This is a genomic window from Dechloromonas sp. A34, assembly GCF_026261605.1.
Lineage (GTDB): Bacteria > Pseudomonadota > Gammaproteobacteria > Burkholderiales > Rhodocyclaceae > Azonexus.
The window spans coordinates 1,232,823-1,254,941 of the sequence record NZ_CP102486.1 but is presented as its reverse complement, the minus strand read 5'-3'; the positions used below and the strand labels follow the sequence as shown (position 1 = coordinate 1,254,941).

General features: G+C 60.6%; 23 protein-coding genes, 1 tRNA gene and 1 pseudogene. 11 read left to right on the top strand and 14 right to left on the bottom strand.

Features of this window, described 5'->3' with window-relative positions:
- Positions 1 to 317: 317 nt before the first annotated feature.
- From NQE15_RS06300 to NQE15_RS06265, 8 genes are all read right to left on the bottom strand, one after another.
- Complete coding sequence (locus NQE15_RS06300; protein WP_265947592.1) at positions 318 to 1,016, bottom strand: DsbC family protein; 699 nt, start codon at positions 1,014 to 1,016, stop codon at positions 318 to 320.
- Between the two features lie 9 nt (positions 1,017 to 1,025).
- A complete protein-coding gene (locus NQE15_RS06295; RefSeq protein ID WP_265947590.1) occupies positions 1,026 to 2,189 on the bottom strand; it encodes a UbiH/UbiF family hydroxylase in 1,164 nt (387 codons plus the stop codon).
- Between the two features lie 40 nt (positions 2,190 to 2,229).
- Positions 2,230 to 2,571: a hypothetical protein gene (locus NQE15_RS06290; RefSeq protein WP_265947588.1), complete on the bottom strand. Its 342-nt coding sequence runs from the start codon at positions 2,569 to 2,571 to the stop codon at positions 2,230 to 2,232.
- Positions 2,572 to 2,626: 55 nt separating this feature from the next.
- A complete protein-coding gene (locus tag NQE15_RS06285) occupies positions 2,627 to 2,926 on the bottom strand; it encodes an HU family DNA-binding protein (RefSeq protein ID WP_265947587.1) in 300 nt (99 codons plus the stop codon).
- A 221-nt stretch (positions 2,927 to 3,147) separates the two neighbouring features.
- Positions 3,148 to 3,786 (bottom strand): NapC/NirT family cytochrome c, encoded by a 639-nt coding sequence (locus NQE15_RS06280; RefSeq protein WP_265947584.1) that lies wholly within the window; start codon positions 3,784 to 3,786, stop codon positions 3,148 to 3,150.
- Positions 3,786 to 4,229, bottom strand: coding sequence for a nitrate reductase cytochrome c-type subunit (locus tag NQE15_RS06275; protein WP_265947582.1), 444 nt, complete (start codon positions 4,227 to 4,229; stop codon positions 3,786 to 3,788). Before NQE15_RS06275 ends, NQE15_RS06280 begins: the two co-directional genes overlap by 1 nt.
- A 73-nt stretch (positions 4,230 to 4,302) precedes the next feature.
- A complete protein-coding gene (gene napA / locus NQE15_RS06270; protein WP_265947580.1) occupies positions 4,303 to 6,816 on the bottom strand; it encodes a nitrate reductase catalytic subunit NapA in 2,514 nt (837 codons plus the stop codon).
- Entirely contained in the window at positions 6,813 to 7,070 is a 258-nt protein-coding gene (locus tag NQE15_RS06265; RefSeq protein WP_265947578.1) for a chaperone NapD, read from the bottom strand. The genes napA and NQE15_RS06265 overlap by 4 nt, the downstream gene beginning before the upstream one ends.
- 298 nt (positions 7,071 to 7,368) lie before the next feature.
- Between NQE15_RS06265 and ahpC the strand changes: the two genes are divergently transcribed.
- The 3 genes and pseudogenes from ahpC (at position 7,369) to gstA (ending at position 10,282) form a co-directional block, all read left to right on the top strand.
- Positions 7,369 to 7,932, top strand: coding sequence for an alkyl hydroperoxide reductase subunit C (ahpC, locus tag NQE15_RS06260; RefSeq protein WP_265947576.1), 564 nt, complete (start codon positions 7,369 to 7,371; stop codon positions 7,930 to 7,932).
- A 102-nt stretch (positions 7,933 to 8,034) separates the two neighbouring features.
- Positions 8,035 to 9,579, top strand: a pseudogene (ahpF, locus tag NQE15_RS06255) (alkyl hydroperoxide reductase subunit F); the annotation flags it as partial.
- A 97-nt stretch (positions 9,580 to 9,676) separates the two neighbouring features.
- Entirely contained in the window at positions 9,677 to 10,282 is a 606-nt protein-coding gene (gene gstA, locus NQE15_RS06250) for a glutathione transferase GstA (protein WP_265947574.1), read from the top strand.
- Positions 10,283 to 10,288: 6 nt separating this feature from the next.
- On the opposite strand, the gene NQE15_RS06245 is transcribed toward gstA, so the two are convergent.
- The 4 genes from NQE15_RS06245 to NQE15_RS06230 form a co-directional block, all read right to left on the bottom strand.
- The gene (locus NQE15_RS06245; protein ID WP_265947572.1) at positions 10,289 to 10,546 is read right to left on the bottom strand and encodes a hypothetical protein; all 258 of its coding nucleotides are present in this window, start codon (positions 10,544 to 10,546) and stop codon (positions 10,289 to 10,291) included.
- A gap of 419 nt (positions 10,547 to 10,965) precedes the next feature.
- Positions 10,966 to 12,080 (bottom strand): IS3 family transposase gene (locus tag NQE15_RS06240; protein WP_265950145.1). Its coding sequence is split into 2 segments (ribosomal slippage): positions 10,966 to 11,834 and positions 11,834 to 12,080, totalling 1,116 coding nucleotides; the frame shifts between segments, so codons are not numbered across the junction.
- A gap of 274 nt (positions 12,081 to 12,354) precedes the next feature.
- Complete coding sequence (locus NQE15_RS06235; protein ID WP_265947570.1) at positions 12,355 to 13,071, bottom strand: hypothetical protein; 717 nt, start codon at positions 13,069 to 13,071, stop codon at positions 12,355 to 12,357.
- A 216-nt stretch (positions 13,072 to 13,287) separates the two neighbouring features.
- A tRNA-Met gene (locus NQE15_RS06230) sits at positions 13,288 to 13,364 on the bottom strand.
- Between the two features lie 132 nt (positions 13,365 to 13,496).
- On the opposite strand from NQE15_RS06230, the gene miaB reads away from it, so the two are divergent.
- The 7 genes from miaB to NQE15_RS06195 are packed head-to-tail and all read left to right on the top strand — an operon-like array spanning position 13,497 to position 18,533.
- The gene (gene miaB / locus NQE15_RS06225) at positions 13,497 to 14,834 is read left to right on the top strand and encodes a tRNA (N6-isopentenyl adenosine(37)-C2)-methylthiotransferase MiaB (protein WP_265947568.1); all 1,338 of its coding nucleotides are present in this window, start codon (positions 13,497 to 13,499) and stop codon (positions 14,832 to 14,834) included.
- On the top strand, positions 14,815 to 15,804 hold the full coding sequence (locus NQE15_RS06220) for a PhoH family protein (protein ID WP_265947566.1): 990 nt from the start codon (positions 14,815 to 14,817) through the stop codon (positions 15,802 to 15,804). The genes miaB and NQE15_RS06220 overlap by 20 nt, the downstream gene beginning before the upstream one ends.
- Before the next feature lie 55 nt (positions 15,805 to 15,859).
- The gene (gene ybeY / locus NQE15_RS06215; RefSeq protein ID WP_416336503.1) at positions 15,860 to 16,237 is read left to right on the top strand and encodes an rRNA maturation RNase YbeY; all 378 of its coding nucleotides are present in this window, start codon (positions 15,860 to 15,862) and stop codon (positions 16,235 to 16,237) included.
- A 5-nt stretch (positions 16,238 to 16,242) separates the two neighbouring features.
- Complete coding sequence (locus NQE15_RS06210) at positions 16,243 to 17,091, top strand: HlyC/CorC family transporter (RefSeq protein ID WP_265947562.1); 849 nt, start codon at positions 16,243 to 16,245, stop codon at positions 17,089 to 17,091.
- Positions 17,069 to 17,731, top strand: coding sequence for a hypothetical protein (locus NQE15_RS06205; RefSeq protein WP_265947560.1), 663 nt, complete (start codon positions 17,069 to 17,071; stop codon positions 17,729 to 17,731). The genes NQE15_RS06210 and NQE15_RS06205 overlap by 23 nt, the downstream gene beginning before the upstream one ends.
- A 23-nt stretch (positions 17,732 to 17,754) precedes the next feature.
- Positions 17,755 to 18,162, top strand: a complete 408-nt coding sequence (locus NQE15_RS06200) for a nitrilase-related carbon-nitrogen hydrolase (protein ID WP_265947558.1) — start codon at positions 17,755 to 17,757, stop codon at positions 18,160 to 18,162.
- Positions 18,159 to 18,533, top strand: coding sequence for an apolipoprotein N-acyltransferase (locus tag NQE15_RS06195; protein ID WP_265947556.1), 375 nt, complete (start codon positions 18,159 to 18,161; stop codon positions 18,531 to 18,533). Before NQE15_RS06200 ends, NQE15_RS06195 begins: the two co-directional genes overlap by 4 nt.
- On the opposite strand, the gene NQE15_RS06190 is transcribed toward NQE15_RS06195, so the two are convergent.
- Both NQE15_RS06190 and NQE15_RS06185 read right to left on the bottom strand, forming a co-directional pair.
- Positions 18,511 to 19,983 carry a YiiX/YebB-like N1pC/P60 family cysteine hydrolase gene (locus tag NQE15_RS06190; RefSeq protein WP_265947555.1) on the bottom strand — a complete coding sequence of 491 codons (1,473 nt, stop codon included), beginning with the start codon at positions 19,981 to 19,983 and terminating at the stop codon, positions 18,511 to 18,513. The genes NQE15_RS06195 and NQE15_RS06190 overlap by 23 nt on opposite strands.
- 134 nt (positions 19,984 to 20,117) lie before the next feature.
- A complete protein-coding gene (locus NQE15_RS06185; protein WP_265947554.1) occupies positions 20,118 to 20,810 on the bottom strand; it encodes a transglycosylase SLT domain-containing protein in 693 nt (230 codons plus the stop codon).
- Between the two features lie 375 nt (positions 20,811 to 21,185).
- Here NQE15_RS06185 and glyQ point away from each other — a divergent pair, with 375 nt between their 5' ends.
- The gene (gene glyQ, locus NQE15_RS06180; protein WP_265947552.1) at positions 21,186 to 22,118 is read left to right on the top strand and encodes a glycine--tRNA ligase subunit alpha; all 933 of its coding nucleotides are present in this window, start codon (positions 21,186 to 21,188) and stop codon (positions 22,116 to 22,118) included.
- Position 22,119: the final 1 nt, after the last annotated feature.

Here is a 22,119-nt window from a genome sequence, read left to right as displayed (position 1 = left end):
CCCACTTTAGAACATCAACACCCCACAGTCAATAGAGGAATTTGTAATTTCTACTTACACAACAAGGACTTACAGATCGTTGCTATTGTGATTTTTGAGAAAATTTTTCCTTAAAAATCAAAGGCGACCAAATGGACACTTAAAGTGACTTATAAGGAGTTATGTGGATTTGTGGGGAGCCGCCACCGGCATGCCATCGTGGTATTTTCTTCACCCACGACCGAGGGTGTTTTGGGCTCGATCCGGCCTCCGGAAGCCGATCCCGGAAACGACAAGGGCAGCCGAAGCTGCCCTGTTATTGCGAAACGCCGGCCGGTTTACCGGACCTGACCAAGTTTCTGCTCGATTCGGGCGAGCGGCATGGCTCCGGGCACCCGTTCGCCATCGCCGAAGAACATCGTCGGTGTGCCTGAGATGTTCAGTTTGCGGCCGTACTCCTGATTTTTGCCGACCGCCGAGGTATCGCAGTCTTCCTTGCCAGCCGGCGCCTTGCCATCGACCATCCAGTCGTTCCAGGCTCTGGCACGATCGGCCGAGCACCAGATCTGCTTCGACTTGCGTACCGAGTCTTCTGAGAGAATGGGATAGAGGAAGGTGTAGATCGTGACGTTCTCCAGTTTCTGGATATCCTTAGCCAGCCGTTTGCAGTAACCGCAATTGGGGTCCTCGAAGGTTGCCAGCACGCGCTTGCCGTCGCCGCGCACCTGCTTGATGGCCCTTTCCAGCGGCAGGTCGCCGAACTTGATCGCGGTCAGTTTGCGCATGCGCTCTTCGGTGACGTTCTTCATGGTCTTGCCATCGATCAGCGGACCAACGATGAACGCGGTTGCCTTTTCGTCGGTGTAGACGATATTGCCCTCGGAGAACACTTCATACAAGCCGAGATAGCCGGCCTTGGTCACACTCTCGACCTTGGCGCCGAGCTTGGCCTCCATCGCCTTCTTGACATCCGCCTCGTCGGCCGCAGCCGCACCGGTCAATGTCAGCAGCACAAGCGGCAACAGTTTTCTCAACATGCAATTCTCCTAAAGGGCACCCAGTGCGTAGCGCACCAGGACATTTTTTATGAAGGGCAGACCATTGGTCAGATTCAGACCCATATTACGAATGGTGCGCAGGCCGGGCGTCGCTTCCCGAAACAGACGGCGCAGGCCGTCCGTCGTGGTCTGCATCAAGAACGTTTCTTCCTTGCGCGCCCGCTGATAGCGCTGCAACAGGCGTTCGTCGCCGATATCCTGCCATGGCTGGGTGGCTGCAAGCAGGGCAGCGAGTTCCTTCGCATCCTGAAAACCGAGATTGATCCCGTGCCCCGACAGCGGATGAATGCCGTGCCCGGCGTCGCCCACCAGCGCCAGACGCGGCGCCACCGTCTGCGGCACCCGCATCAGGCGCAACGGAAAGGCAACTGCCGGCGTCAGCAACTCAAGCCCGCCCAGGATACGGGATCCGGCCTCGGCCACCCGATCGCACAACTGTTCCGGCGCCAAGGCGCACAGTGCATCGGCGTTTTCATCCGGAGTGGACCAGACGATGGATATGCGGTTCCCGGGCAGCGGCAGATAGGCCAGCACCCCGTCGTCGCGAAACCACTGATAGGCAATATTGCGATGCGGCTTTTCGGTCGAAAAATTGGCAACCACGCCTTTTTCGCCGTAGGGCGTATTGATCGCCGCCAAGCCCGCCGCCTGGCGGACCCAGGAATCGCGACCATCGGCCCCGACCAGCAGCTTGGCGGAAAGCACGGTGCCGTCGCCCAACTGCAGAATCGCCGCATCGTGACGAAACTCGAGCTGGGCCGGACTGGCCGGGCAGAACAGAGTCAGGTTACCCTGGCGCTTGGCGCTCTCCCACAGTTCGCACGCCATCAATGACGACTCGATGATCCAGCCGAGCTCCGAAACTCCGGTATCGAAGGCCGAAAACGCCAGCGCTCCGCCCGCGTCACCGGCAATCTGCATGGCCCGGATGGGCGCCATACGGCTCGCATCGAGATGTTTCCAGGCGCCGATCGCTTCGAGGAAAGCAGCGTTTACCGGACTGATCGCGTAGATTCGCGCGTCCCAGCCTGCGGCGGCCCGCGGCGGCTGGTTATCCACCAGGGCGATGCGCAATCGGGTGTCGCGCAAGGCCGTGGCCAGACTGGCGCCGGCCAGTCCGCCACCGACGATGATCAGGTCAAATTGTTGCATAACGGCAATTATGCCGCCTCAACGAAATCAAACAAAACGATCAGGCGGGATTTCCGCCGGTGGGCGGCTTGTTCTGGCGCGGACGACGGTTATTGTTGTTGGTGCGCGGACGATGCTTCTTCTGCGGCTGTCCGGCACCGCCACCGCCCCCGGGCTTGCCGTGGGACATGGGACCGCGACCAGGCGTGCCGCTCGGCTCGTTTCCGGAAATACGGTTGCCGGGTGCCAGCTGGATTTCCAGCTCGATGATCTCATCCCATTGTTCATCGGTGCGATCACGCTCCGGAATGGACAACAAGTCACGCAGGCGTCGACGATTGTCGTTGGGCGGAGCCACAACGGGCGGATTTTCAGGCGGGGTTTCGGGGTTCGAGGTGTTCATCGCAAATTAAAAAGCGGAGCCCGCTATGCACGGACCCCGCATAGAGTAAGCCAAATTATTTCTTTTTGGCAGCGGACTTCTTGGCGGCCACGGAGGCCTTGAAGGCAGTACCAGCGGTGAATTTCGGCACGGTGGTCGCCGGAATCTTCAACGTGGCGCCGGTTTTTGGGTTCTTGCCGGTGCGCGCGGCGCGCTTCGCGGACTTGAATGTGCCGAAACCAACGAGCGTGACAGACTCCCCCAGGGTAACCGTCTTGACGACCGCCCCAATGATGGCTGACAGAGCCTTGTCGGCAGCAGCCTTGGTAATACCAGCTTCTTTTGCAGCAACTTCGACCAGCTCGGATTTATTCATCTAAGTGCCTCCTGTTACCTGAGTTTGATTAAGAAAACTGGCCGTTGGAACGGCAGCACGGTAAAAGTAGCACACCTTTTTGAATATGTGTTGCCCCGGAAAGGCTTTATTCATGCGCCTTGCAAGAAATTTTGTGGTTTTTCGCATGGCGCTGCGCGGGGCAATCCAGAAAAGAGAACCCCGGCCAGAGGCCGGGGCATGTTCATGCTACGGAAATAGGCTTACTTCTTCTCGTCGGACGCTGCCGCCTCGGCCGCCTTCTCGCCATGTGAAATAGCCGGCGCACCTTCATTCTGCTTGCCAATATGCTGGTCGATCGCTGGCAACTGGTGCGCGATGCCCTTGTGGCAGTCGATACAGGTCTTGCCCTCGGTGAAAGCCACCGGGTGCATGCGGGCCGCACGGTTGCCCTGCTCGGTATAGTCCATGTAGTCGTAGCGGTGGCAGTTGCGGCACTCCTGCGAGTCGTTCGCCTTCATCCGCTTCCATTCGTTCTGGGCAAGCTGGCCGCGTTTGGCGTTGAACTTCTCCGGCGTATCGATGGTACCGAGTATCTTGTGGAACACCTCGTTGGACGCCTGGATCTTGCGGATCATCTTCGGCCCCCATTCCTTGGGCACATGGCAGTCCGGGCAGGTCGCACGAACCCCGGTGCGGTTGGTGTAATGCACGGTGTTCTGATATTCGCGGAAGACGTTTTCCTCCATCTCGTGGCAGGAAATACAGAAAGCCTCCTTGTTGGTAGCCTCCAGCGCCCAATTGAAGCCCCCCCAGAAGACGACGCCGGCGACGAACAGCAGCAACGCCGTAACCAGGCCGATGCGCTTGACCCAGGCGGGCACAAATTTTTCGAGACTCATCATTCCCCCTTTTTGGCAGCCGGTTTATAGGTATTGGCAACGAGCGGCTTGGCATCGAACTGCGGCACATGGCATTGCATGCAGAAGTAGCGGCGCGGCGAGATATTGGATTGTTTCTTGTCTTCGCGATCCAGATAGTGCGATTTGGCAACCTTGGTCGCTCCGGTTTCATCGGCGCGTTCCTTGGAGTGACAATCCATACACTTGTTGAAGTTCTGAGTAATGTTGTAACCCTTGATGCTGTGCGGGATCAACGGCGGCTGTTTCTGGAAATTCCGGGGAATGGTTTCCTGATCCTTTTCAGGCCGGAACATGTCGACCTTCGAATTCCCCTCGATTGTCACGTTACCGATTTCGTTGACCAGTTTTTCCTGCGCGCCGACGCCACTCACTCCCGAGAGGAGTACAGCGGCCGCCAGCACCAGAGCAGGGATAAATTTCATGGTTTCTTACCTCCGATGGACGGCCGGATTGCTCCGGCCGCTTATTCGTTCATTTGTTTGGCACTGCGCGGCGTCAGGCCCGTGTCACCTTGACGGCACACTTCTTGTAATCGGTTTCTTTCGAAATCGGGCAGGTCGCATCCAGCGTCAACTTATTGACCAGGCGGCCAGCGTCGAAGAACGGAATAAAGACTAGGCCGCGCGGCGGCTTGTTGCGACCGCGAGTTTCGACACGCAACTGAATTTCGCCACGGCGCGAAGCCACCTTGACCTCCATGCCACGCTGCAGTCCACGCGCCTTGGCGTCGTCCGGATGCATGAACACCACGGCATCCGGGAAAGCCTTGTAGAGTTCGGGGACGCGGCGAGTCATGGTGCCGGTGTGCCAGTGCTCAAGGACGCGACCGGTGGACATCCAAAGGTCGAAATCCTTATCCGGAACCTCGGCAGCCGGCTGGTAAGGCAGCGCGAAGATCACTGCCTTGCCGTCCTTGTGGCCGTAGAACTTTACGCCCTCGCCCTTCTTGACGTAAGGATCGTAGCCTTCGCGGAAGCGCCATAGCGTTTCCTTGCCCCCAACTACCGGCCAGCGCAGGCCGCGAGCCTGGTGATAGGTTTCGAACGGCGCCAGGTCATGGCCGTGGCCGCGACCGAAGGCGGCGTATTCCTCGAACAACCCCTTCTGCGCGTAGAAACCGAGGAGCTTGGCTTCGTCGTTGTCGAAGCCGGGCTGGATTTCCGTGGCCTTGAACTTGTTAACCACGCCGTTGGCGAACAGCGCGTCATACATCGTCTTGCCCTTGAGCTTCGGCGCCTTGGCCAGCAGTTCTTCCGGCCAGACTTCCTCCATCTTGAAGCGCTTGGCGAACTCGATCAGCTGCCAGAGGTCGGAACGTGCCTCGCCCGGCGCCTTGACCTGCTGCCGCCAGAACTGCGTGCGGCGCTCGGCATTGCCGTAGGCGCCTTCCTTCTCGACCCACATCGCGGTCGGCAGGATAAGGTCGGCTGCCATTGCCGAAACTGTCGGGTAGGGGTCGGAGACGACGATGAAGTTCTCCGGCTTGCGCCAGCCCGGATAGAGCTCCTCGTTGATGTTGGGACCGGCCTGCATGTTGTTGTTGCACTGCTGCCAGTAGAAATTGACCTTGCCGTCCTTCAGCGCCCGCGCCATGGCCACCGCGTGGAAACCGACCTTGTCGGGGATGGTGCCTTCCGGCAGCCCCCACAGCTCTTCGGTGTGCTTGCGGTGCTCGGGATTGGTGACGACCATGTCGGCCGGCAGACGATGCGAGAAGGTACCGACTTCGCGCGCCGTGCCGCAGGCAGACGGCTGGCCGGTCAGCGAGAACGGGCTGTTGCCTGGCTCGGAAATCTTGCCGGTCAGCAGGTGGATGTTATAGACGAGGTTGTTGGCCCAGGTGCCACGGGTATGCTGGTTGAAGCCCATGGTCCAGAACGAGACGACCTTGATCTTCGGATCGGCATAGAGCTCGGCCAGCGCCTTGAGGTCCTTCTGGGCGACGCCAGACAGCTTGGAAACCTTCTCGACTGTGTAGTCGGCGACGAATTTCTTGTATTCCTCGAAGGTGATCGCTTCGGACTTGCCGGTATCGCCCTTCGGCTTGCCGTCGGCACCAGGATAACCATTGCTGGTCGCATCCTTTTCCAGGGCATGCGTCGGGCGCAGGCCATAACCGATGTCGGTGGCGCTCTTCTTGAAATTGATGTTCTTGTCGACGAAAGCCTGATTCACCTTTCCGTTCTGGATGATGTAGTTGGCGATGTAATTGAGGATCGCCAGATCCGTCTGCGGCGTGAAGATCATCGGGATGTCGGCCAGCTCGTAGGAGCGGTGCTCGAAAGTCGAGAGCACGGCAACCTTGACGTTCTTTGAGGACAGCTTGCGGTCGGTGATCCGCGTCCAGAGAATCGGATGCATCTCGGCCATGTTCGAGCCCCAGAGCACGAAGGCGTCGCCATGCTCGATGTCGTCGTAGCAGCCCATCGGCTCGTCGATGCCGAAGGTGCGCATAAACCCGGCAACAGCCGAGGCCATGCAGTGGCGGGCATTGGGATCGAGATTGTTGGTGCGGAAGCCGGCCTTCATCAGCTTGGCGGCAGCGTAGCCCTCCCAGACCGTCCATTGGCCGGATCCGAACATCGCCAGGCCGTTCGGCCCCTTGGCCTTCAAGGTCGCCTTGGCCTTCTCTTCCATGATGTCGAAGGCCTGTTTCCAGGAAATCGGCGAAAAATCGCCGTTCTTGTCGTACTTGCCATCCTTCATGCGCAACAGCGGCGTCTTCAGGCGGTCGCTGCCGTACATGATCTTGGAGAGGAAATAGCCCTTGATGCAGTTCAGACCGCGATTGACCGGCGCATCCGGGTCGCCTTGGGTGGCCACGACGCGGCCGTCCTGGGTACCGACCAGCACGCTGCAGCCGGTGCCGCAAAAGCGGCAGGGCGCCTTGTCCCAGCGAATTTCGTCCTTCTGCGGTGCTGCCACTGCGCTGGCCGCCGGCAAGCCGGCTGCCGAAATGGCCGCTGCTGCTGCGTTGGCCTTGATGAAATCCCGTCGATTGAGCTTCACGCCTCTACCTCCTCGGTATCTGACTCGTCGCCGCTATATTGATAAACCATGGCTACCGATGCGACGCCGGGAAGACCATGCAAAGCCACGTAACTGTCCGCAGCCGAATTCGTATCGTCGTCTTCCAGCGTGACGACCACCTTACCTTCCGGGGTACGGGCATGAATCTCCACCCCCGGCAACTGGAGCAACGCGGCACAGGCCTCCTCGAGGCGTGCTGGAGCTATGTACAAAATGGCACTGGAGATATTCATCCGGCCTGATCCTCCTGGACGATTTGCAGTCAAGAGCTGCTATGGATGGCAATGATCCGCATCCTACCCCCCAAAGACTTGATTTGTATCAAGCAGATACCGCTGACAGGAGGCACCTAGTTCGAATGAGAGGAGATGGCTAGTTCTTTGTAACTAGGTGATAGGGAGCCAGCTTCCTGGACGCAATGACAGAATAGCCAATCTCTATTCTGTTTATTTGTTCAATCAATTGGTCCAATTAGGCAGCGATACTTAATATGGCGTTGTGTTCAATTTCTAACCACCAGGAGAAACCCAGATGTCGATCATCAATTCCCAAATCAAACCGTTCAAGGCAACCGCTTTTCACAACGGCAAGTTCGTTCCCGTTTCCGAAGCCGACCTCAAGGGCAAGTGGTCCGTCTTCTTCTTCTACCCCGCCGACTTCACCTTCGTTTGCCCCACCGAACTCGGCGACATGGCCGACGTCTATCCGGAGTTCAAGAAAATCGGTGTCGAGGTGTACTCCGTGTCGACCGACACCCACTTCACCCACAAGGCCTGGCACGACACCTCCGACACCATCAAGAAGATCACCTACCCGATGATCGGCGACCCGACCGGCGCCATCACCCGCAACTTCGACGTGATGATCGAGGAAGAAGGCCTGGCCCTGCGCGGCACCTTCGTGGTCAATCCTGAAGGCGAAATCAAGGTCGCCGAGATTCACGACCTGGGCATCGGCCGCGACGCTTCCGAACTGCTGCGCAAGATCAAGGCAGCCCAGTACGTAGCCTCCCACCCCGGTGAAGTCTGCCCGGCCAAGTGGCAGGAAGGCGACGCCACCCTGGCCCCGTCGCTGGACCTGGTCGGCAAGATCTAAGGCAACGCTGAACCCCGTCGCTCCCGCCCGGAGCGGCGAGGATTTCAACGCAAAGCCGGCCCTCTCCGGCTTTCCAATGAAATTCTGAACCGGGAGCAAGACATGCTTGACGCCAACATCAAAACGCAACTCAAGGCCTACCTCGAAAAGCTGCAACGCCCGATCGAACTGGTCGCCTCGCTCGACGACAGCGCCAAGGCCGAGGAAATGCGCGGCCTGCTGGTCGACATCGCCGCACTCTCGAGCCAGGTCAGCCTGCGCGAAAACGGTAGCGCCACGTTGCGCCCCTCTTTTGCTATCGGCCTGCCCGGCGAAACGCCGCGCATCCACTTTGCCGGCATCCCGATGGGCCACGAATTCACCTCGCTGGTTCTCGCCCTGCTGCAGACCGGCGGCCATCCGCCCAAGGTAGACGCCGAAGTCATCGCACAGATCAAGGCCCTGCCCGGCAGCTTCCGGTTCGAGACCTTCATCTCGCTGTCCTGCCACAACTGCCCGGACGTCGTGCAGGCCCTGAACCTGATGGCTGTGCTCAACCCTGGTGTGACCAGCACGATGATCGACGGCGCGATGTTCCAGGGCGAAGTCGAGCGTCGCAAGATCATGGCCGTGCCGACCGTTTTCCTGAATGACGCCGAGTTCGGCGCTGGTCGGATGACGATCGAGGAAATTATCGCCAAGCTCGACACCGGCGCCGCCGCCCGCGATGCCGAAAAAATCAATGCCAAGGAAGCCTATGACGTGCTGGTCGTCGGCGGCGGACCGGCCGGCGCTTCGGCCGCCATCTACGCAGCCCGCAAGGGCATCCGCACCGGCCTTATGGCGGAGCGTTTCGGCGGCCAGGTCATGGACACGCTGGCCATCGAGAATTTCATCTCGGTGAAGGCCACCGATGGCCCGAAGCTGGTCATGGGCCTAGAGGAGCACGTCAAGGATTACGAGGTCGACGTCATGAATCTGCAACGCGCCGCCAGACTGATTCCCGGCGACCTGATCGAGGTGCAACTGGAAAACGGCGCGACGGTGAAGAGCAAGTCAGTGATTCTGGCCACCGGTGCCCGCTGGCGCGAAATGAACGTGCCCGGCGAGCAGGAATACCGCGGCAAAGGTGTCGCCTACTGCCCGCACTGCGACGGCCCGCTGTTCAAGGGCAAGCGCGTCGCGGTGATCGGCGGCGGCAACTCGGGCGTCGAGGCGGCGATCGATCTGGCCGGCATCGTCGGCCATGTCACGCTCCTCGAATTCGACAGCAAGCTGCGCGCCGATGCCGTGCTGCAGCGCAAGCTGGCCAGCCTGCCGAACGTGACGGTGATCACCAGCGCCCTGACCACCGAAGTCAGCGGCAATGGCGAGAAGGTCGACGGTCTGCTCTACAAGGAGCGCAATACCGACGCGGTCAAGCGCATCGACCTCGAAGGCATCTTCGTGCAGATCGGCCTGTTGCCCAACACCGATTGGCTGAAAGGCACACTTGAATTGTCTCAACGCGGCGAGATCGAGATCGACGCCAAGGGCCAGACCTCGGTGCCCGGCGTGTTCGCGGCCGGCGACTGCACGACGGTGCCTTACAAGCAGATCATCATCGCCATGGGCGCCGGCGCCACGGCCTCGCTGAGCGCCTTCGACCACCTGATCAGGAGCTCGGCCCGGCCTGAAGCCAAGCTGGAACCTTTTGGCATATCCTTGCCTCTGAAGTTAACTCCGGCTGCTGCCGGAGTTAACAATTACAGCCAAGGAGACGCTCATGAAACTATTTCTGAAAGCCGGCGCTTGTTCCCTGTCGCCGCACATCGTGCTCGAAGAGTCCGGCCTGCCCTACGAAACCGAAGCCGTCGATCTCAAGACCAAGGTCACGGCCAGCGGCGCCGACTACTGGGCAATCAATCCCAAGGGTTATGTGCCCGCCCTGCAACTGGACAGCGGCGAGGTGCTGACCGAAGGGCCGGCCATCGTCCAGTATCTGGCCGATCAGGTGCCGGAAAAGAAACTGGCCCCGGCCAACGGCACGCTGGAACGCTATCGTCTGCAAAGCTGGCTGACCTTCATTGGCACCGAGCTGCACCGCTCCTTCAGCCCCTTCTTCAATCCCGCCAGCAGCGACGACTGGAAGGCTGCCGCCTTGGGCAACCTGGAGCGCCGCCTGGACTACGTAAATACCCAGCTGGCCGGCAAATCATACCTGCTCGGTGAAAACTTCAGCGTCGCCGACGCCTATCTGTTCACCGTCCTGAACTGGACAAAATTCGTCAAGCTCGATCTCGCCCGCTGGCCCAACGTGGCCGTCTATCACGCCCGCGTCGGAGCCCGGCCGGCCGTACAGGCTGCACTGAAAAGTGAAGGCCTGGCCTGAGAACGCTCAGTGCGCTGGCGGCACCGTCAGCGTGTAGGCGACGTCTTCGGAAACAACCATATCCATCAGTGCGTCCATAAAGCCCTCGTCGACCTCATTCGTCCAGGTGCCCTCGATATCATCCGTCACCATCGGCTCGAAGGTAAGGTCCAGATACTGACCGTTTCCCATGCTCAGGATATCGATGCCATCCGAGGTCTTCGCCAGTTCCCAATCGTCCGGGACTTCCATTTCGAGCTTGATCGTAACCGTCACATTCTTCATTTCAGCAATCTCCTGTCAGTGATCGTCAGAGGGCAGCAAATGGCGAATGGTTCGCGACAGCATGCCATTTCCGCCGGCGTAAACGGAAAAACCCGCTGACGAATCAGCGGGTTCCCGTGTTTCTGGTGGTGATGGGCAGAATTGAACTGCCGACCTGTGGGTTATGAAAACCTTACACAATACTTTTTTCCACTGATTAGGGCGCGCTTGATAGCAGCCCGCCACCTTGGCCGACAAGATTTCCGGAAGGGTTTTCCCGCCGAAAAATTTTAAGCACTGAAACCTGCCCAAGGGAGCGCATCATTGAAGCTACAGGCGCGCCCGGACCAGAACTGGACCAGACGCCGCCCGGTCCTGGCTTGAGGTGCCCCCGGATTTAGTGCCAAGGGCGTTTTAGTAAAAGTCCTTGGTTTGCACTTCTAAAGACATCCTTTCCCGACAGAATCATCGGGATCACTGGATCGATGCTTGGCCGCAAACTCTGCCGGCGTCAGGTAGTCCAGTGAGCTATGCGGCCGATGCTGGTTGTAGTCTCGGCGCCAAGCGGCAATCAGGATACGAGCCTGGGGCAGGCTCGTAAACCAATGGTCGTTCAGGCACTCATCCCGGAACCGGCCATTGAAGCTCTCGATGAACGCATTCTGCGTCGGTTTGCCCGCCTGGATCAGCTTGAGCTGCACGCCGTGCTGGTAGGCCCATTGGTCTAATGCCTTGCCAGTGAATTCTGGCCCCTGGTCAGTCCGGATCGCCTTGGGATAGCCCCTGAAACGAGCCGCCTGATCGAGCACACGGGTCACGTAATGTCCTGATATTCCGAAATCAACGGCGAGATCGATGGCCTCCTTGCTGAAGTCATCGACGATGGTCAGCACCTTGATCCGGCGGCCATTGGCCAATGCGTCACTGACAAAATCCATCGACCAGACCTGGTTCGGTGAGGACGGCAATTCCAGCGCCTGCCGCTCAACGGCTACACCATGTCGCTTCTTGCGGCGCCGAACCGACAGCCCGGCATCGCTGTAGAGGCGATAGATACGCTTGTGATTGGCCTGAACCCCCTCACGGCGAACCAAGGCATGCAGACGGCGATAGCCGAACCGGCGGCGCTCGCCGGCCAGTTCAACCAGCCTTGCCTGTAATTGCTCGTTCTCTGGCTGCACTTTCGATTCGTAATGCAGGACCGTGCGCGATAAACCCACCAGCAGGCAGGCACGGCGCTCGGAAATCGCTGTCGATTCCTGCATCACCATGACTACCTCACGCTTTTGCCGGGGGCTCAGCGTTTTCGGCCTAAAGCGGCCTTGAGTGCCTCGGCATCGAGGATCGATTCCGCCAGTAGCCGCTTGAGCTTGCCGTTCTCGGCTTCCAGCTCTTTCAGGCGCTTGGCGTCCGGAACCGTCATGCCGCCAAACTTCGCTCGCCAGTTGTAGAACGAGGCATCACTGAAGCCATGCTGCCGACACAGTTCCTTGATCGGTATGCCAACTTCTGCCTGCTGCAAAAAGCCGATGATCGGGTTGCCTGTCACGATCAATGACGTCCGGAACGGCACCAAGGGGGATGTATTCGACAACTTCGTGCCCCGTACACCACGGGCGGCCGCCGCTGTTCCCCGGCTGGTGATCCTGTTCGACGGGCTGGATACTTCGAAAATATTCATTCCCGATCCGCCAACGCCTGAAACAGATTGATCTGAAGCCCCGCCGTGACAGCGGGGCTTTTTTCTGACCGGGTAATCTAAAGATAGAAATGGGGATAAAGAAGCAACAGATTACACCGGACTATTTATTGCCCCTGGCAAAGACAGTTCAGAAGATCAGTCGCTTCTCGGGGCCTGTCCCGACCTCCTTCAAATTCGGAATCTGTTTAACGATCTTGGTTCGATTTGCCTTGTCGTGACCAAGCTGTGCAAGCACCTGCCCGACCGCAGAAGCAGCATAGCCTCCCTGCTTGTTGGGTTTAAGTTGCTGCCGAATTTTAGTGATTGCTGTTGTAACAACAGCGTTATCGGGTTTGGTGTCTGATTGATTGGCAGGGCGCGCTGTAGCGACGTCGTGTATAGGCGCTGGCGCTACTTGTGCGGCAGCGACTTGAGGTGATGGTAAGACCACCACTGGTACGTCAGTGACCAAGGATGTGCCATTAGAGGACGACCCCACCACGACCATGGCGTTGTGCCCCTTCTGCACCAAGCACTCGGCTGCCGCCACTAGCAGGTCGTCGCGAGAAAAGATCACCAGCAGCACGGCTGAGTCTGGCTGTCCGTGATAGAACGGTGCAAGCTCAAACATCAAGCGAACATCGGCGGACTGTTTGCGGGGCGGCGCCACATGGCATGCCACTTCGATGTCCGGACGGGCCTCCTTGAGAGCCAACTCCCAGTTTCTAACACGATCTCCTACACCGTTGCCAGCGACGATGGCTTTGGCGGACTCACGCCCGATAGTTTTCAGAAACCGGGTTAGCGTTGTGGCAAGGATCGGTGCTTGGTTATCCGCATCGACAAAAAGCAGTGTGGTTGCCATAAGGCTGCATGTGGAGCTGAGAGAATTTGGTGAGAGGATCGTACATCAACTCTACGCGGGTGACATGGCCGGCACTCTGCTTACCCCGATCATCTAATCGGAGGAAAGACCTCAAGGCCGAGCATATGGAGGGCCTACCACTGCCAAATTTGGACCAGAAATGGACCAGAAACAAAAACGGCCAACCCGCTTGGGTTGGCCGTTTCCATGTACTGGTGGTGGTGATGGGCAGAATTGAACTGCCGACCTGTGGGTTATGAATCCACCGCTCTAACCAACTGAGCTACATCACCACGCTTTGAGGGCGCGGATTATAGTTTGCCGAGCTTTCTCCGGTCAAGGCATTTGCGCTCGGTTATAATGAACACCTTTCCGGCGGCCCCGTTGCCGAACCGGCAACCCCTGATTTGCAAAGTAATTTACCCATGCCCAAGAAATTATTCATCCGCACTTTCGGGTGCCAGATGAATGAGTACGATTCGGACAAGATGGCCGATGTGCTCAATGCTTCCGAAACAATTGTCAGGACCGAGAACCCCGAAGAGGCCGACATCATCCTGTTCAATACCTGCTCGGTGCGCGAAAAGGCGCAGGAGAAGGTCTTCCACGATCTGGGCCGGGTCCGGCACCTGAAACAACTGAATCCCAATCTGGTGATCGGCGTCGGCGGTTGCGTCGCCAGCCAGGAAGGCGATGCCATCGTCGCCCGCGCCCCTTACGTCGATATCGTCTTCGGCCCGCAGACCCTGCATCGCCTGCCGCAACTAATTGCCGAGCGCAAAGCCAAGGGCAAGGCTGCGGTCGACGTCTCCTTCCCGGAAATCGAGAAGTTCGACGCCATGCCGCCGGCCGAAGTCAAAGGTGCCTCGGCGTTCGTCTCGATCATGGAAGGCTGCTCCAAGTTCTGCACATTCTGCATCGTGCCCTACACCCGCGGCGGCGAAGTGTCGCGGCCGTTCGAGGACGTGCTGACCGAAGTCGCCGGCCTGGCCGCCAATGGCGTCGTCGAGGTCACGCTGCTCGGCCAGAACGTCAATGCCTATCGCGGCGACATGCCGGGCACCGACGAGAAGGCTGACCTGGCGATGTTGATCGAGTACATCGCCGAAGTTCCCGGCGTCGAGCGCATCCGCTACACGACCTCGCATCCGCGCGAAATGTCGCAGCGCCTGATCGATACCTACGCCACGGTGCCGAAGCTGGTCTCGCATCTGCACCTGCCGGTCCAGGCCGGCTCCGACCGCGTGCTGGCGGCGATGAAGCGCGGCTACACGACGCTCGAATACAAGTCGATCATCCGCAAGCTGCGCGCGGCGCGGCCCGACATTTCGCTGTCCACGGACTTCATCGTCGGCTTCCCCGGCGAAAGCGACGACGATTTCGAAAAGACCATGAAGCTGATCGACGAGGTCGGCTTCGACAACTCGTTCTCCTTCGTCTATAGCCCGCGGCCGGGCACGCCGGCCCTGGAACTCGACGATTCGACGCCGGCCGCCGTCAAATCGGCCCGCCTGAGCCGCCTGCAAAAGCGCATCGACGAACAGGCCCAGGTGATCAGCCAGGCCATGGTCGGAAGCGTCCAGCGCGTACTGGTCGAGGGCACCTCGAAGAAGGATGTGCACGAACTGGCCGGACGCACCGACAACAACCGCATCGTCAACTTTGTTGGCAACCCGCGGCTGATCAACACCTTCGTCGATGTCCGCATCACATCGGCACTGGCCCATAGCCTGAGGGGCGAGATTGTCATCCGCGAAGACTAGGCCCGCGCCGAAGAGCAAACCGGTCGATATCTCGCTGGCGCCGGTCGACAACACGCTGCTCGCCAATCTCTGCGGCCCGCTCGACGAGAACATCCGGCAGATCGAAACCGGCTTCGATGTCATCATCCGCCGCCGCAACGAGCGCTTCTCGATCGTCGGTGAAAAAGCCCAGCTGACGGCCGATGCCATTCGTCACTTCTACGGCATGGCGCATCAGTCGCTGTCGGTCGATGAAATCCAGCTCGGCCTGATCGAACTGACCAATGCCCCGGTCCGCCGCATCTCGCCGGGCGGCATTACCGACGGCCCGCAACTGGTTACCCGCAAGACCGAACTGCACGGCCGCACGCCGCGCCAGGTGGCCTACCTGAAGGCGATCCAGGAACACGACATCACCTTCGGCATCGGCCCGGCCGGTACCGGCAAGACCTATCTCGCGGTGGCCAGCGCGGTCGATGCCTTCGAGCGCGACACGGTCGAACGCATCATCCTGACCCGCCCCGCGGTCGAAGCCGGCGAGCGCCTCGGTTTCCTGCCCGGCGACTTGACCCAGAAGATCGATCCTTACCTGCGCCCGCTCTACGACGCCCTGTACGATCTGATGGGCCACGACCGGGTCAGCAAGCTCTACGAAAAGCACGCCATCGAGATCGCGCCCCTGGCCTTCATGCGCGGCCGGACGCTGAACCACGCCTTCATCATCCTCGACGAAGCGCAGAACACGACGCCCGAGCAGATGAAGATGTTCCTAACCCGCATCGGCATCGGCGCCAAGGCTGTGGTCACCGGCGACCTGACCCAGGTCGACCTGCCCAAGGGGCAAAAGAGCGGCCTGCGCGAAGCGCGCGACATCCTCAAGGATGTGCGCGGCCTGGCCTTTACCGAATTCCAAAAAGAAGACGTCGTGCGCCACCCGCTGGTCGCCCGCATCGTCGCCGCCTATGAATCCCACACCAAGCAAACGCCTTAACCTATCCGTGCAATACGCCTGTAACCGCGAAGGTCTACCCTTGCGGGCGGATTTCGTGCGCTGGGCCCGCGCCGCGCTGGTCGGCGGCGGCGAGATCGCCATCCGCTTGGTCGAGGCCGACGAAGGCCAGGCGCTGAACAAGGAGTATCGCGGCAAGGACTACGCAACCAACGTGCTGTCCTTTCCCTACGATAGCGAACCGGTCGTGATGGGCGATCTGGTGATCTGCCCGAGCGTCGTGGCGCGCGAGGCGAACGAACAGAACAAGCCGCTGGCGGCGCATTACGCCCACCTGACGGTGCATGGTATGCTGCATTTGCAAGGCTGGGATCATGACAACGACGAAGATGCCGAAGCCATGGAAAATGAAGAAAGGGAGATTCTTGCCGCACTCGGTTACCCCGACCCTTATTTGGGCAACCCTGCGGAATAGACATTATGGACAGTGAGAGTAAACCGAGTTTCATCGAACGGCTGACGTCCCTACTGCTGCGCGAGCCTGAAGACCGCGAGCAACTGCTTGAAATCCTGCACTCGGCCTACGAGCGCAACCTGATGGACGCCGATGCGCTGACCATCATCGAAGGGGCGCTCGCCGCCTCCGACACCCGCGTCACCGACGTGATGATTCCGCGGGCCCAGATGGATGTCATCGACATCGACGACCCGATGAGCGAGATCCTGCCCTTCGTCATCGAAGCCGCCCACTCGCGTTTTCCGGTGGTCGACGGCGACCGCGACAATGTCCTCGGCATCCTGCTCGCCAAGGATCTGCTGCGCATTCACACCGAAAAGAGTTTCGAACTGCGCGACTGGCTGCGGCCGGCCGTCTTCATCCCGGAATCGAAGCGCCTCAATGTGCTGCTCCGCGAATTCCGCGTTTCGCGCAACCACATGGCGATCGTCGTCAATGAATACGGCGGCGTTGCCGGCCTGGTCACCATCGAAGACGTGCTCGAACAGATCGTCGGCGACATCGAGGACGAATACGACTTCGACGAGGCCCACGACAACATCCGCCAAGATTCGACCGGCCGTTACCGCGTCAAGGCGCGCACCGAAATCGAGGACTTCAACGAAGCCTTCACCACGAAATTTTCCGACGACGAATTCGATACCGTCGGCGGCCTGATTCTGCGCCACCTCGGTCGCGTGCCGAAGCGCAACGAAGTCGTCGATATCGACGGCGTCCGCTTCCAGGTCCTGCGCGCCGACAGCCGCCGCCTGTACACCCTGCTCGTTTCGCCCCTCACCAAGCCCGAAGGTGCTGAAGAGACTGCTGTCTAGGCACCAGGCAGCGCGCTTCGTCGTCGCCTCGCTGATCGGGGCCTGCGGTGTCCTGTGCTTTGCCCCCTTTGGCCTGTTCTGGCTGGCGCCGCTTGTCTGGCTCGGCCTATTCGCTCTGCTGCGCGAGGCCGGCTCGCCCCGTCAGGCGGCGCTGACCGGGCTCGCCTTCGGCCTCGGCTTCTTTCTCTGCGGCGTGTCCTGGGTTTATGTCAGCCTCTCGGTCTTCGGCGGCATGCCGTGGTGGCTGGCCGGCATCGCCGCCTTCCTGTTCTGTGCCGTCATGGCGCTCTTTCCGATGCTCGCCGGCGGGCTCTTCAAGCGCTGGCAGCCGGCGGCGTGGTGGCAGCAGGCGCTTTTCTTCGCCGCCCTGATCGCCGCTGCCGACTGGCTCAGAAGCTGGATTTTCACCGGCTTTCCCTGGCTCGCCGTCGGCTACTCGCAGGCGCCGCCCAGCCCGCTGGCCGGCTTCGCCCCGCTGCTCGGCGTGCACGGCCTGTCGCTGCTGGTCGCCCTGGCCGGCGCCCTGCTCTTGCGCTGGCGGGTCGGCCTGGCCTTTGTAGCGGCGAGCACGGCAATCGGCTACGGCCTACTGCAGGTAGCCTGGACCAGCCCGGTCGGCGCCCGGTCAGCGTCGCGCTGATCCAGGGCAATATCCCGCAGGAAATGAAATTCCGCCCGGAGACCTTCATCCGCACGCTGGATCTTTACCGCGAACTGGTCGAAGCGAATCCGGCGCAGCTCACCGTGCTGCCGGAAACCGCGATCCCGGCCTTTTTCGACCAGTTGCCACCGGTCTACATCAATGCCTTGAAAGCCGCGGCCCAGGCGCATGGCGGCGACCTCATCCTCGGCACGCTGACCGGCGACGGCGAGCGCTACTGGAACAGCGCGGTCAGCCTCGGCAGCTCGCCGCTCCAGGTTTACAGCAAGACCCACCTGGTGCCGTTCGGCGAAATCATTCCGCCCGGCTTCTCGTGGTTCATGAATCTGGCCAGCATCCCGATGTCGGCGTTTTCGCGCGGCCCGGATGTGCAGGCCCGCTTGCCGTGGCCGGCCAGCAGGTGGCGGTGAACATCTGTTACGAGGACGTTTTCGGCGAGGAAATCATTCGTGCCCTGCCCCGCGCCGGAATTCTCGCCAACATCTCGAATACTGCCTGGTTCGGCCGTTCTCTGGCCCAGCCGCAGCACCTGCAGATTGCCCGCCTGCGCGCCATTGAAACCGGCCGCCCGATGTTGCGGGCGACCAATACCGGGATGACCGCCGTCATCGCCGCCGACGGCTCGCTGCAGGCCAGCCTGCCGCCCTTCACCCAGGGCGTCCTGAAAGCCGAGATCCGCGCCCATCAGGGTATGACGCCCTATGCCCGCTTCGGCAACTGGCCGGCGCTCGGGCTGATCGCCCTGCTGATCCTGGTCGCTATCCGCCGCGCGCGACCTTGACCACTTCGGGCTTGACCAGCGCCGAGATGTAGCGGCGCGAATCGGCCGCCACCTCGCGGCCATCGTGATAGAGCAGCGATACGCTCAACGGGCCATCGCCGGTCGCCAGCACCGCGATGTTGTCCGGGCTGACCGTCGCCCGTCCGAGATGGCGCGCCGTCGGCCAGCGGATATCGCCGTAGGCGTGATAAACCAGTTCCGAGCAGACGATGCGGTCGGTCGATTCGACATCGAAATTGAAATCGTAGGCCTTGCCGACCTGGCGCAAGGCCTGCAGGATGACCTCGACCTGCTGCTCCGGATTGGCCGCCTCGCGGCGCAGCACGGCCAGATCGTCGACATTCAGAAAGTGCGTCAGGGTGTTCATCTTGACCCCGGCGCGCAGCGCCTCAATCACCCCGCGGCCATCGCGAATGCGCGCCTGATGCGGCCGGACGACGGGATGCTCCCAGATGCCCAGCTCGCGCAATTCGCGCTCATTGCCCACCCAGACGGCGGCATGACCCCAATGCCCGGGAATGAAGGCATCGGTCAGCCGAAACGGCGTCTTCTCGAGCAGGATGTCGCCGGCCCGCAGGGTGCCGACGACCTTCTCGACCAGCTGCGGATTGCCATCCAGCTTGCCGCGGCGGGTTTCGACCAGGCCGACCGCATTGCCAAACACCATGCTGGAAAAATTGATGCCCTCGTTCTTCAGTTGATTCAGGGTATCGATCGAGAGCACACCGAAAAACCCCATCAGATTCTCGGCATAGCCGATCGGCCGCAGGCGACGCACCATGTTGAGTGAAGGACTCTGCTCGATCAGGGCGGCCAGGTAGCGCTCGCCCTGATTGTCCGACTCGCTCAGGATGCGCCCGTAGGTGCCGTGCCAGTTCAAACCGCGACGCACGCGGGCGCGATTGATCGCCGAACTGAAGGAGACGGAAATTCGATTCAACTCGCCCGGCGGAATGGCAAAGCCCGCGTCCTTGCGGTTCAAATGCTGGCGCAGGAATGGCGTCGCCCGGTAGAGGCCGACCACGGTCAAATAGTTGTCATAGAGAATCAGGGCGGCCGACAGCGACATCGCAATGCCGGTGGCCTGGGCGCGAGCTGCCGCCGGATCGGCGGGTACCGGGTCGTCGAGCCAGCACTCGTATTCGGCAGCGGCCGCCAGCAGCGACCGGCGCTGGGCGAACAGCGCGGCCGCCCCCTGGTTCAGGTGTTTCAGATCGCCACCCGAGAGCGGCTCCCCGCGACTGTCCTTGTCCTTGAGTTCGTGCAAAAAGGCGATGGCCTGTTCGCGCAGGCTCAGCGCCTCTTCGGTCAGCACCTGGTAGGCCTTGACCCGGTTCGCCATATCGGCCTGCGCATAGGTGCTGCGCATTTCCCCGGAACAGACATGGCTCGCCGCTGCGGCGGGAGAAGGACTCCGAACTTCGTCGGCCAGCGCGGACGCCCCCGACATGGCGACAAGTCCCGCCAGACCCCAAGCGCAGCAGCTGTTTTTCATCACCGGCCCCACAAAATTTGTGGCGCGATATTACAACGCGATATTCGATCCGGCAAAGAAGGCGGCCGCGCCGCCTGGCAAAACGGCGCTCAGGTCGTGCGCAGGCGCTGCACAGCCGTTTCCAGGCGCTGCTTTTCGGCCAGCACCTTGCTGGAATAGCGGCGATCGGGATCGTTCATCGCGCCGCCAAACTGCTGCAAGCCATCTTCCAAGCCGCCGAAGCGGCGGATCGACTCCTTGAGCACCTTGGCGCCAATCTGGACATTTGTCACAGGATCGAGGAAGGCGGCCTGGTCGGCCTCTTCGGGCAGCTTGTCCTTATGGAAGCGCGGCACAACCTGCATCAGGCCCTGGGCGCCGAAAACGCTTTGGGAGAAGGGATTGAAGCCGGACTCGACACCGATCACGGCGATGATAAGCAGGGGGTCGAGGTGCAATTCACGCCCCACCACTTCTGCGGTTGCAAATATAGGCTGCAAGGCATCGGTGGAAACGCGGTAACGCCGGGATACATAGTCGAGCGCACCGCGCATCCGCGGATTCAGCGCTGCCGCGACGGCTTCTTCGACCGGCGAGGCGGGAACTTCGTCTTCGACGCTGGCCGCTTCGGCCGAGGGCATCAGCGACTTCAGGCCATCAGGCAAGCTGAGGCTGCCGGTCTGCAGGCCAATGAGGCCCATGACAAAAATCAGGCCTGCAACCATCAGAAACTTCTGGAGCAGGGCGTAGGCTACTGTTGAAACCCGCAACATCGCGGGTGGGAGAAAAGTCGTAGTGGACATGAGACCTCCTTCACTGTTGCCACTGGTGAAAAAACATCTCCACCAGCGAACGGTTACAGGGGGATACGACATCGGTCGAGCTACCTGGACAAGTGGCCCGAATCCCGCACGGCGTCAGGTTCGACACCATCCAAGACCGATGCTGCACCGCAACATAAATCGCAGTCTATTGATTTGTTTGTGTTTTGTCAAATCACAGGGGAAGCCGCCACAGCCAAAGCGTTGCGCCGCAACAACATATTCCGTTCTTTTAGGGCAGGCAAAAGGCAGCGCACGGAAGTCTTTTCCCGCCGCGCAAGCGTCCGGGAAGCCCTGTGCCGAATCCGGGCAAAAGCAAGTAAAATTCAAGGCTTTCCGTCATTCCGAGTGCGCCCGATGACCACCAGCCAGAAACCCAGCTTCCAGGAAATCATCCTGCGCTTGCAGCAATATTGGAGCGACAAGGGCTGCGCCCTGCTCCAGCCCTACGACATGGAAGTCGGCGCCGGCACCAGCCATACCGCCACCTTCCTGCGCGCCATCGGCCCCGAGCCGTGGAAAGCCGCCTACGTCCAGCCCTCGCGCCGCCCCAAGGACGGCCGCTACGGCGAAAACCCGAACCGCATGCAGCACTACTACCAGTACCAGGTGGTGTTGAAACCGGCACCGGACAATATTCTGGAGTTGTATCTTGGTTCCCTCGAAGCCCTCGGCTTCGACCTCAAGAAGAACGACGTCCGCTTCGTCGAGGACGACTGGGAAAATCCGACGCTGGGCGCCTGGGGCTTGGGTTGGGAAGTCTGGATGAACGGCATGGAAGTGACGCAATTCACCTATTTCCAGCAGGTCGGCGGTATCGACTGCAAGCCGATCACCGGCGAAATCACCTACGGCCTGGAGCGCCTGGCCATGTACCTGCAGGGCGTCGAGAACGTCTTCGACCTGACCTGGACGCCGGGCCTGACCTACGGCGACGTCTATCACCAGAACGAAGTCGAGCAGTCGGCTTACAACTTCGAGCATTCCGACGCCGACTTCCTGTTCACCGCCTTCACCGCCCACGAGAAACAAGCCCAGCACCTGATGGGCGCCCAGCTGGCGCTGCCCGCCTATGAACAGGTGCTGAAAGCCGCCCACACCTTCAACTTGCTCGACGCCCGCGGCGCCATCTCGGTCACCGAGCGCGCCGCCTACATCGGCCGCATCCGCAACCTGGCGCGCGCCGTGGCCCAAGCCTACCTCGACAGCCGCGCCCGCCTCGGTTTCCCGATGGCGCCCAAAGAATGGGCCGCCGAAGTCCTCGCCCAGATTGAAAAGAAAGCCGCCTGAA

Bases quoted from the DNA above. Each gene is read 5' to 3' on its own strand.
- NQE15_RS06300 (WP_265947592.1), bottom strand. From the start codon at position 1,016: ATGTTGAGAAAACTGTTGCCGCTTGTGCTGCTGACATTGACCGGTGCG.
- NQE15_RS06295 (WP_265947590.1), bottom strand. From the start codon at position 2,189: ATGCAACAATTTGACCTGATCATCGTCGGTGGCGGACTGGCCGGCGCC.
- NQE15_RS06290 (WP_265947588.1), bottom strand. From the start codon at position 2,571: ATGAACACCTCGAACCCCGAAACCCCGCCTGAAAATCCGCCCGTTGTG.
- NQE15_RS06285 (WP_265947587.1), bottom strand. From the start codon at position 2,926: ATGAATAAATCCGAGCTGGTCGAAGTTGCTGCAAAAGAAGCTGGTATT.
- NQE15_RS06280 (WP_265947584.1), bottom strand. From the start codon at position 3,786: ATGAGTCTCGAAAAATTTGTGCCCGCCTGGGTCAAGCGCATCGGCCTG.
- NQE15_RS06275 (WP_265947582.1), bottom strand. From the start codon at position 4,229: ATGAAATTTATCCCTGCTCTGGTGCTGGCGGCCGCTGTACTCCTCTCG.
- NQE15_RS06265 (WP_265947578.1), bottom strand. From the start codon at position 7,070: ATGAATATCTCCAGTGCCATTTTGTACATAGCTCCAGCACGCCTCGAG.
- ahpC (WP_265947576.1), top strand. From the start codon at position 7,369: ATGTCGATCATCAATTCCCAAATCAAACCGTTCAAGGCAACCGCTTTT.
- gstA (WP_265947574.1), top strand. From the start codon at position 9,677: ATGAAACTATTTCTGAAAGCCGGCGCTTGTTCCCTGTCGCCGCACATC.
- NQE15_RS06245 (WP_265947572.1), bottom strand. From the start codon at position 10,546: ATGAAGAATGTGACGGTTACGATCAAGCTCGAAATGGAAGTCCCGGAC.
- NQE15_RS06235 (WP_265947570.1), bottom strand. From the start codon at position 13,071: ATGGCAACCACACTGCTTTTTGTCGATGCGGATAACCAAGCACCGATC.
- miaB (WP_265947568.1), top strand. From the start codon at position 13,497: ATGCCCAAGAAATTATTCATCCGCACTTTCGGGTGCCAGATGAATGAG.
- NQE15_RS06210 (WP_265947562.1), top strand. From the start codon at position 16,243: ATGGACAGTGAGAGTAAACCGAGTTTCATCGAACGGCTGACGTCCCTA.
- NQE15_RS06200 (WP_265947558.1), top strand. From the start codon at position 17,755: ATGAAATTCCGCCCGGAGACCTTCATCCGCACGCTGGATCTTTACCGC.
- NQE15_RS06190 (WP_265947555.1), bottom strand. From the start codon at position 19,983: ATGTCGGGGGCGTCCGCGCTGGCCGACGAAGTTCGGAGTCCTTCTCCC.
- NQE15_RS06185 (WP_265947554.1), bottom strand. From the start codon at position 20,810: ATGTCCACTACGACTTTTCTCCCACCCGCGATGTTGCGGGTTTCAACA.
- glyQ (WP_265947552.1), top strand. From the start codon at position 21,186: ATGACCACCAGCCAGAAACCCAGCTTCCAGGAAATCATCCTGCGCTTG.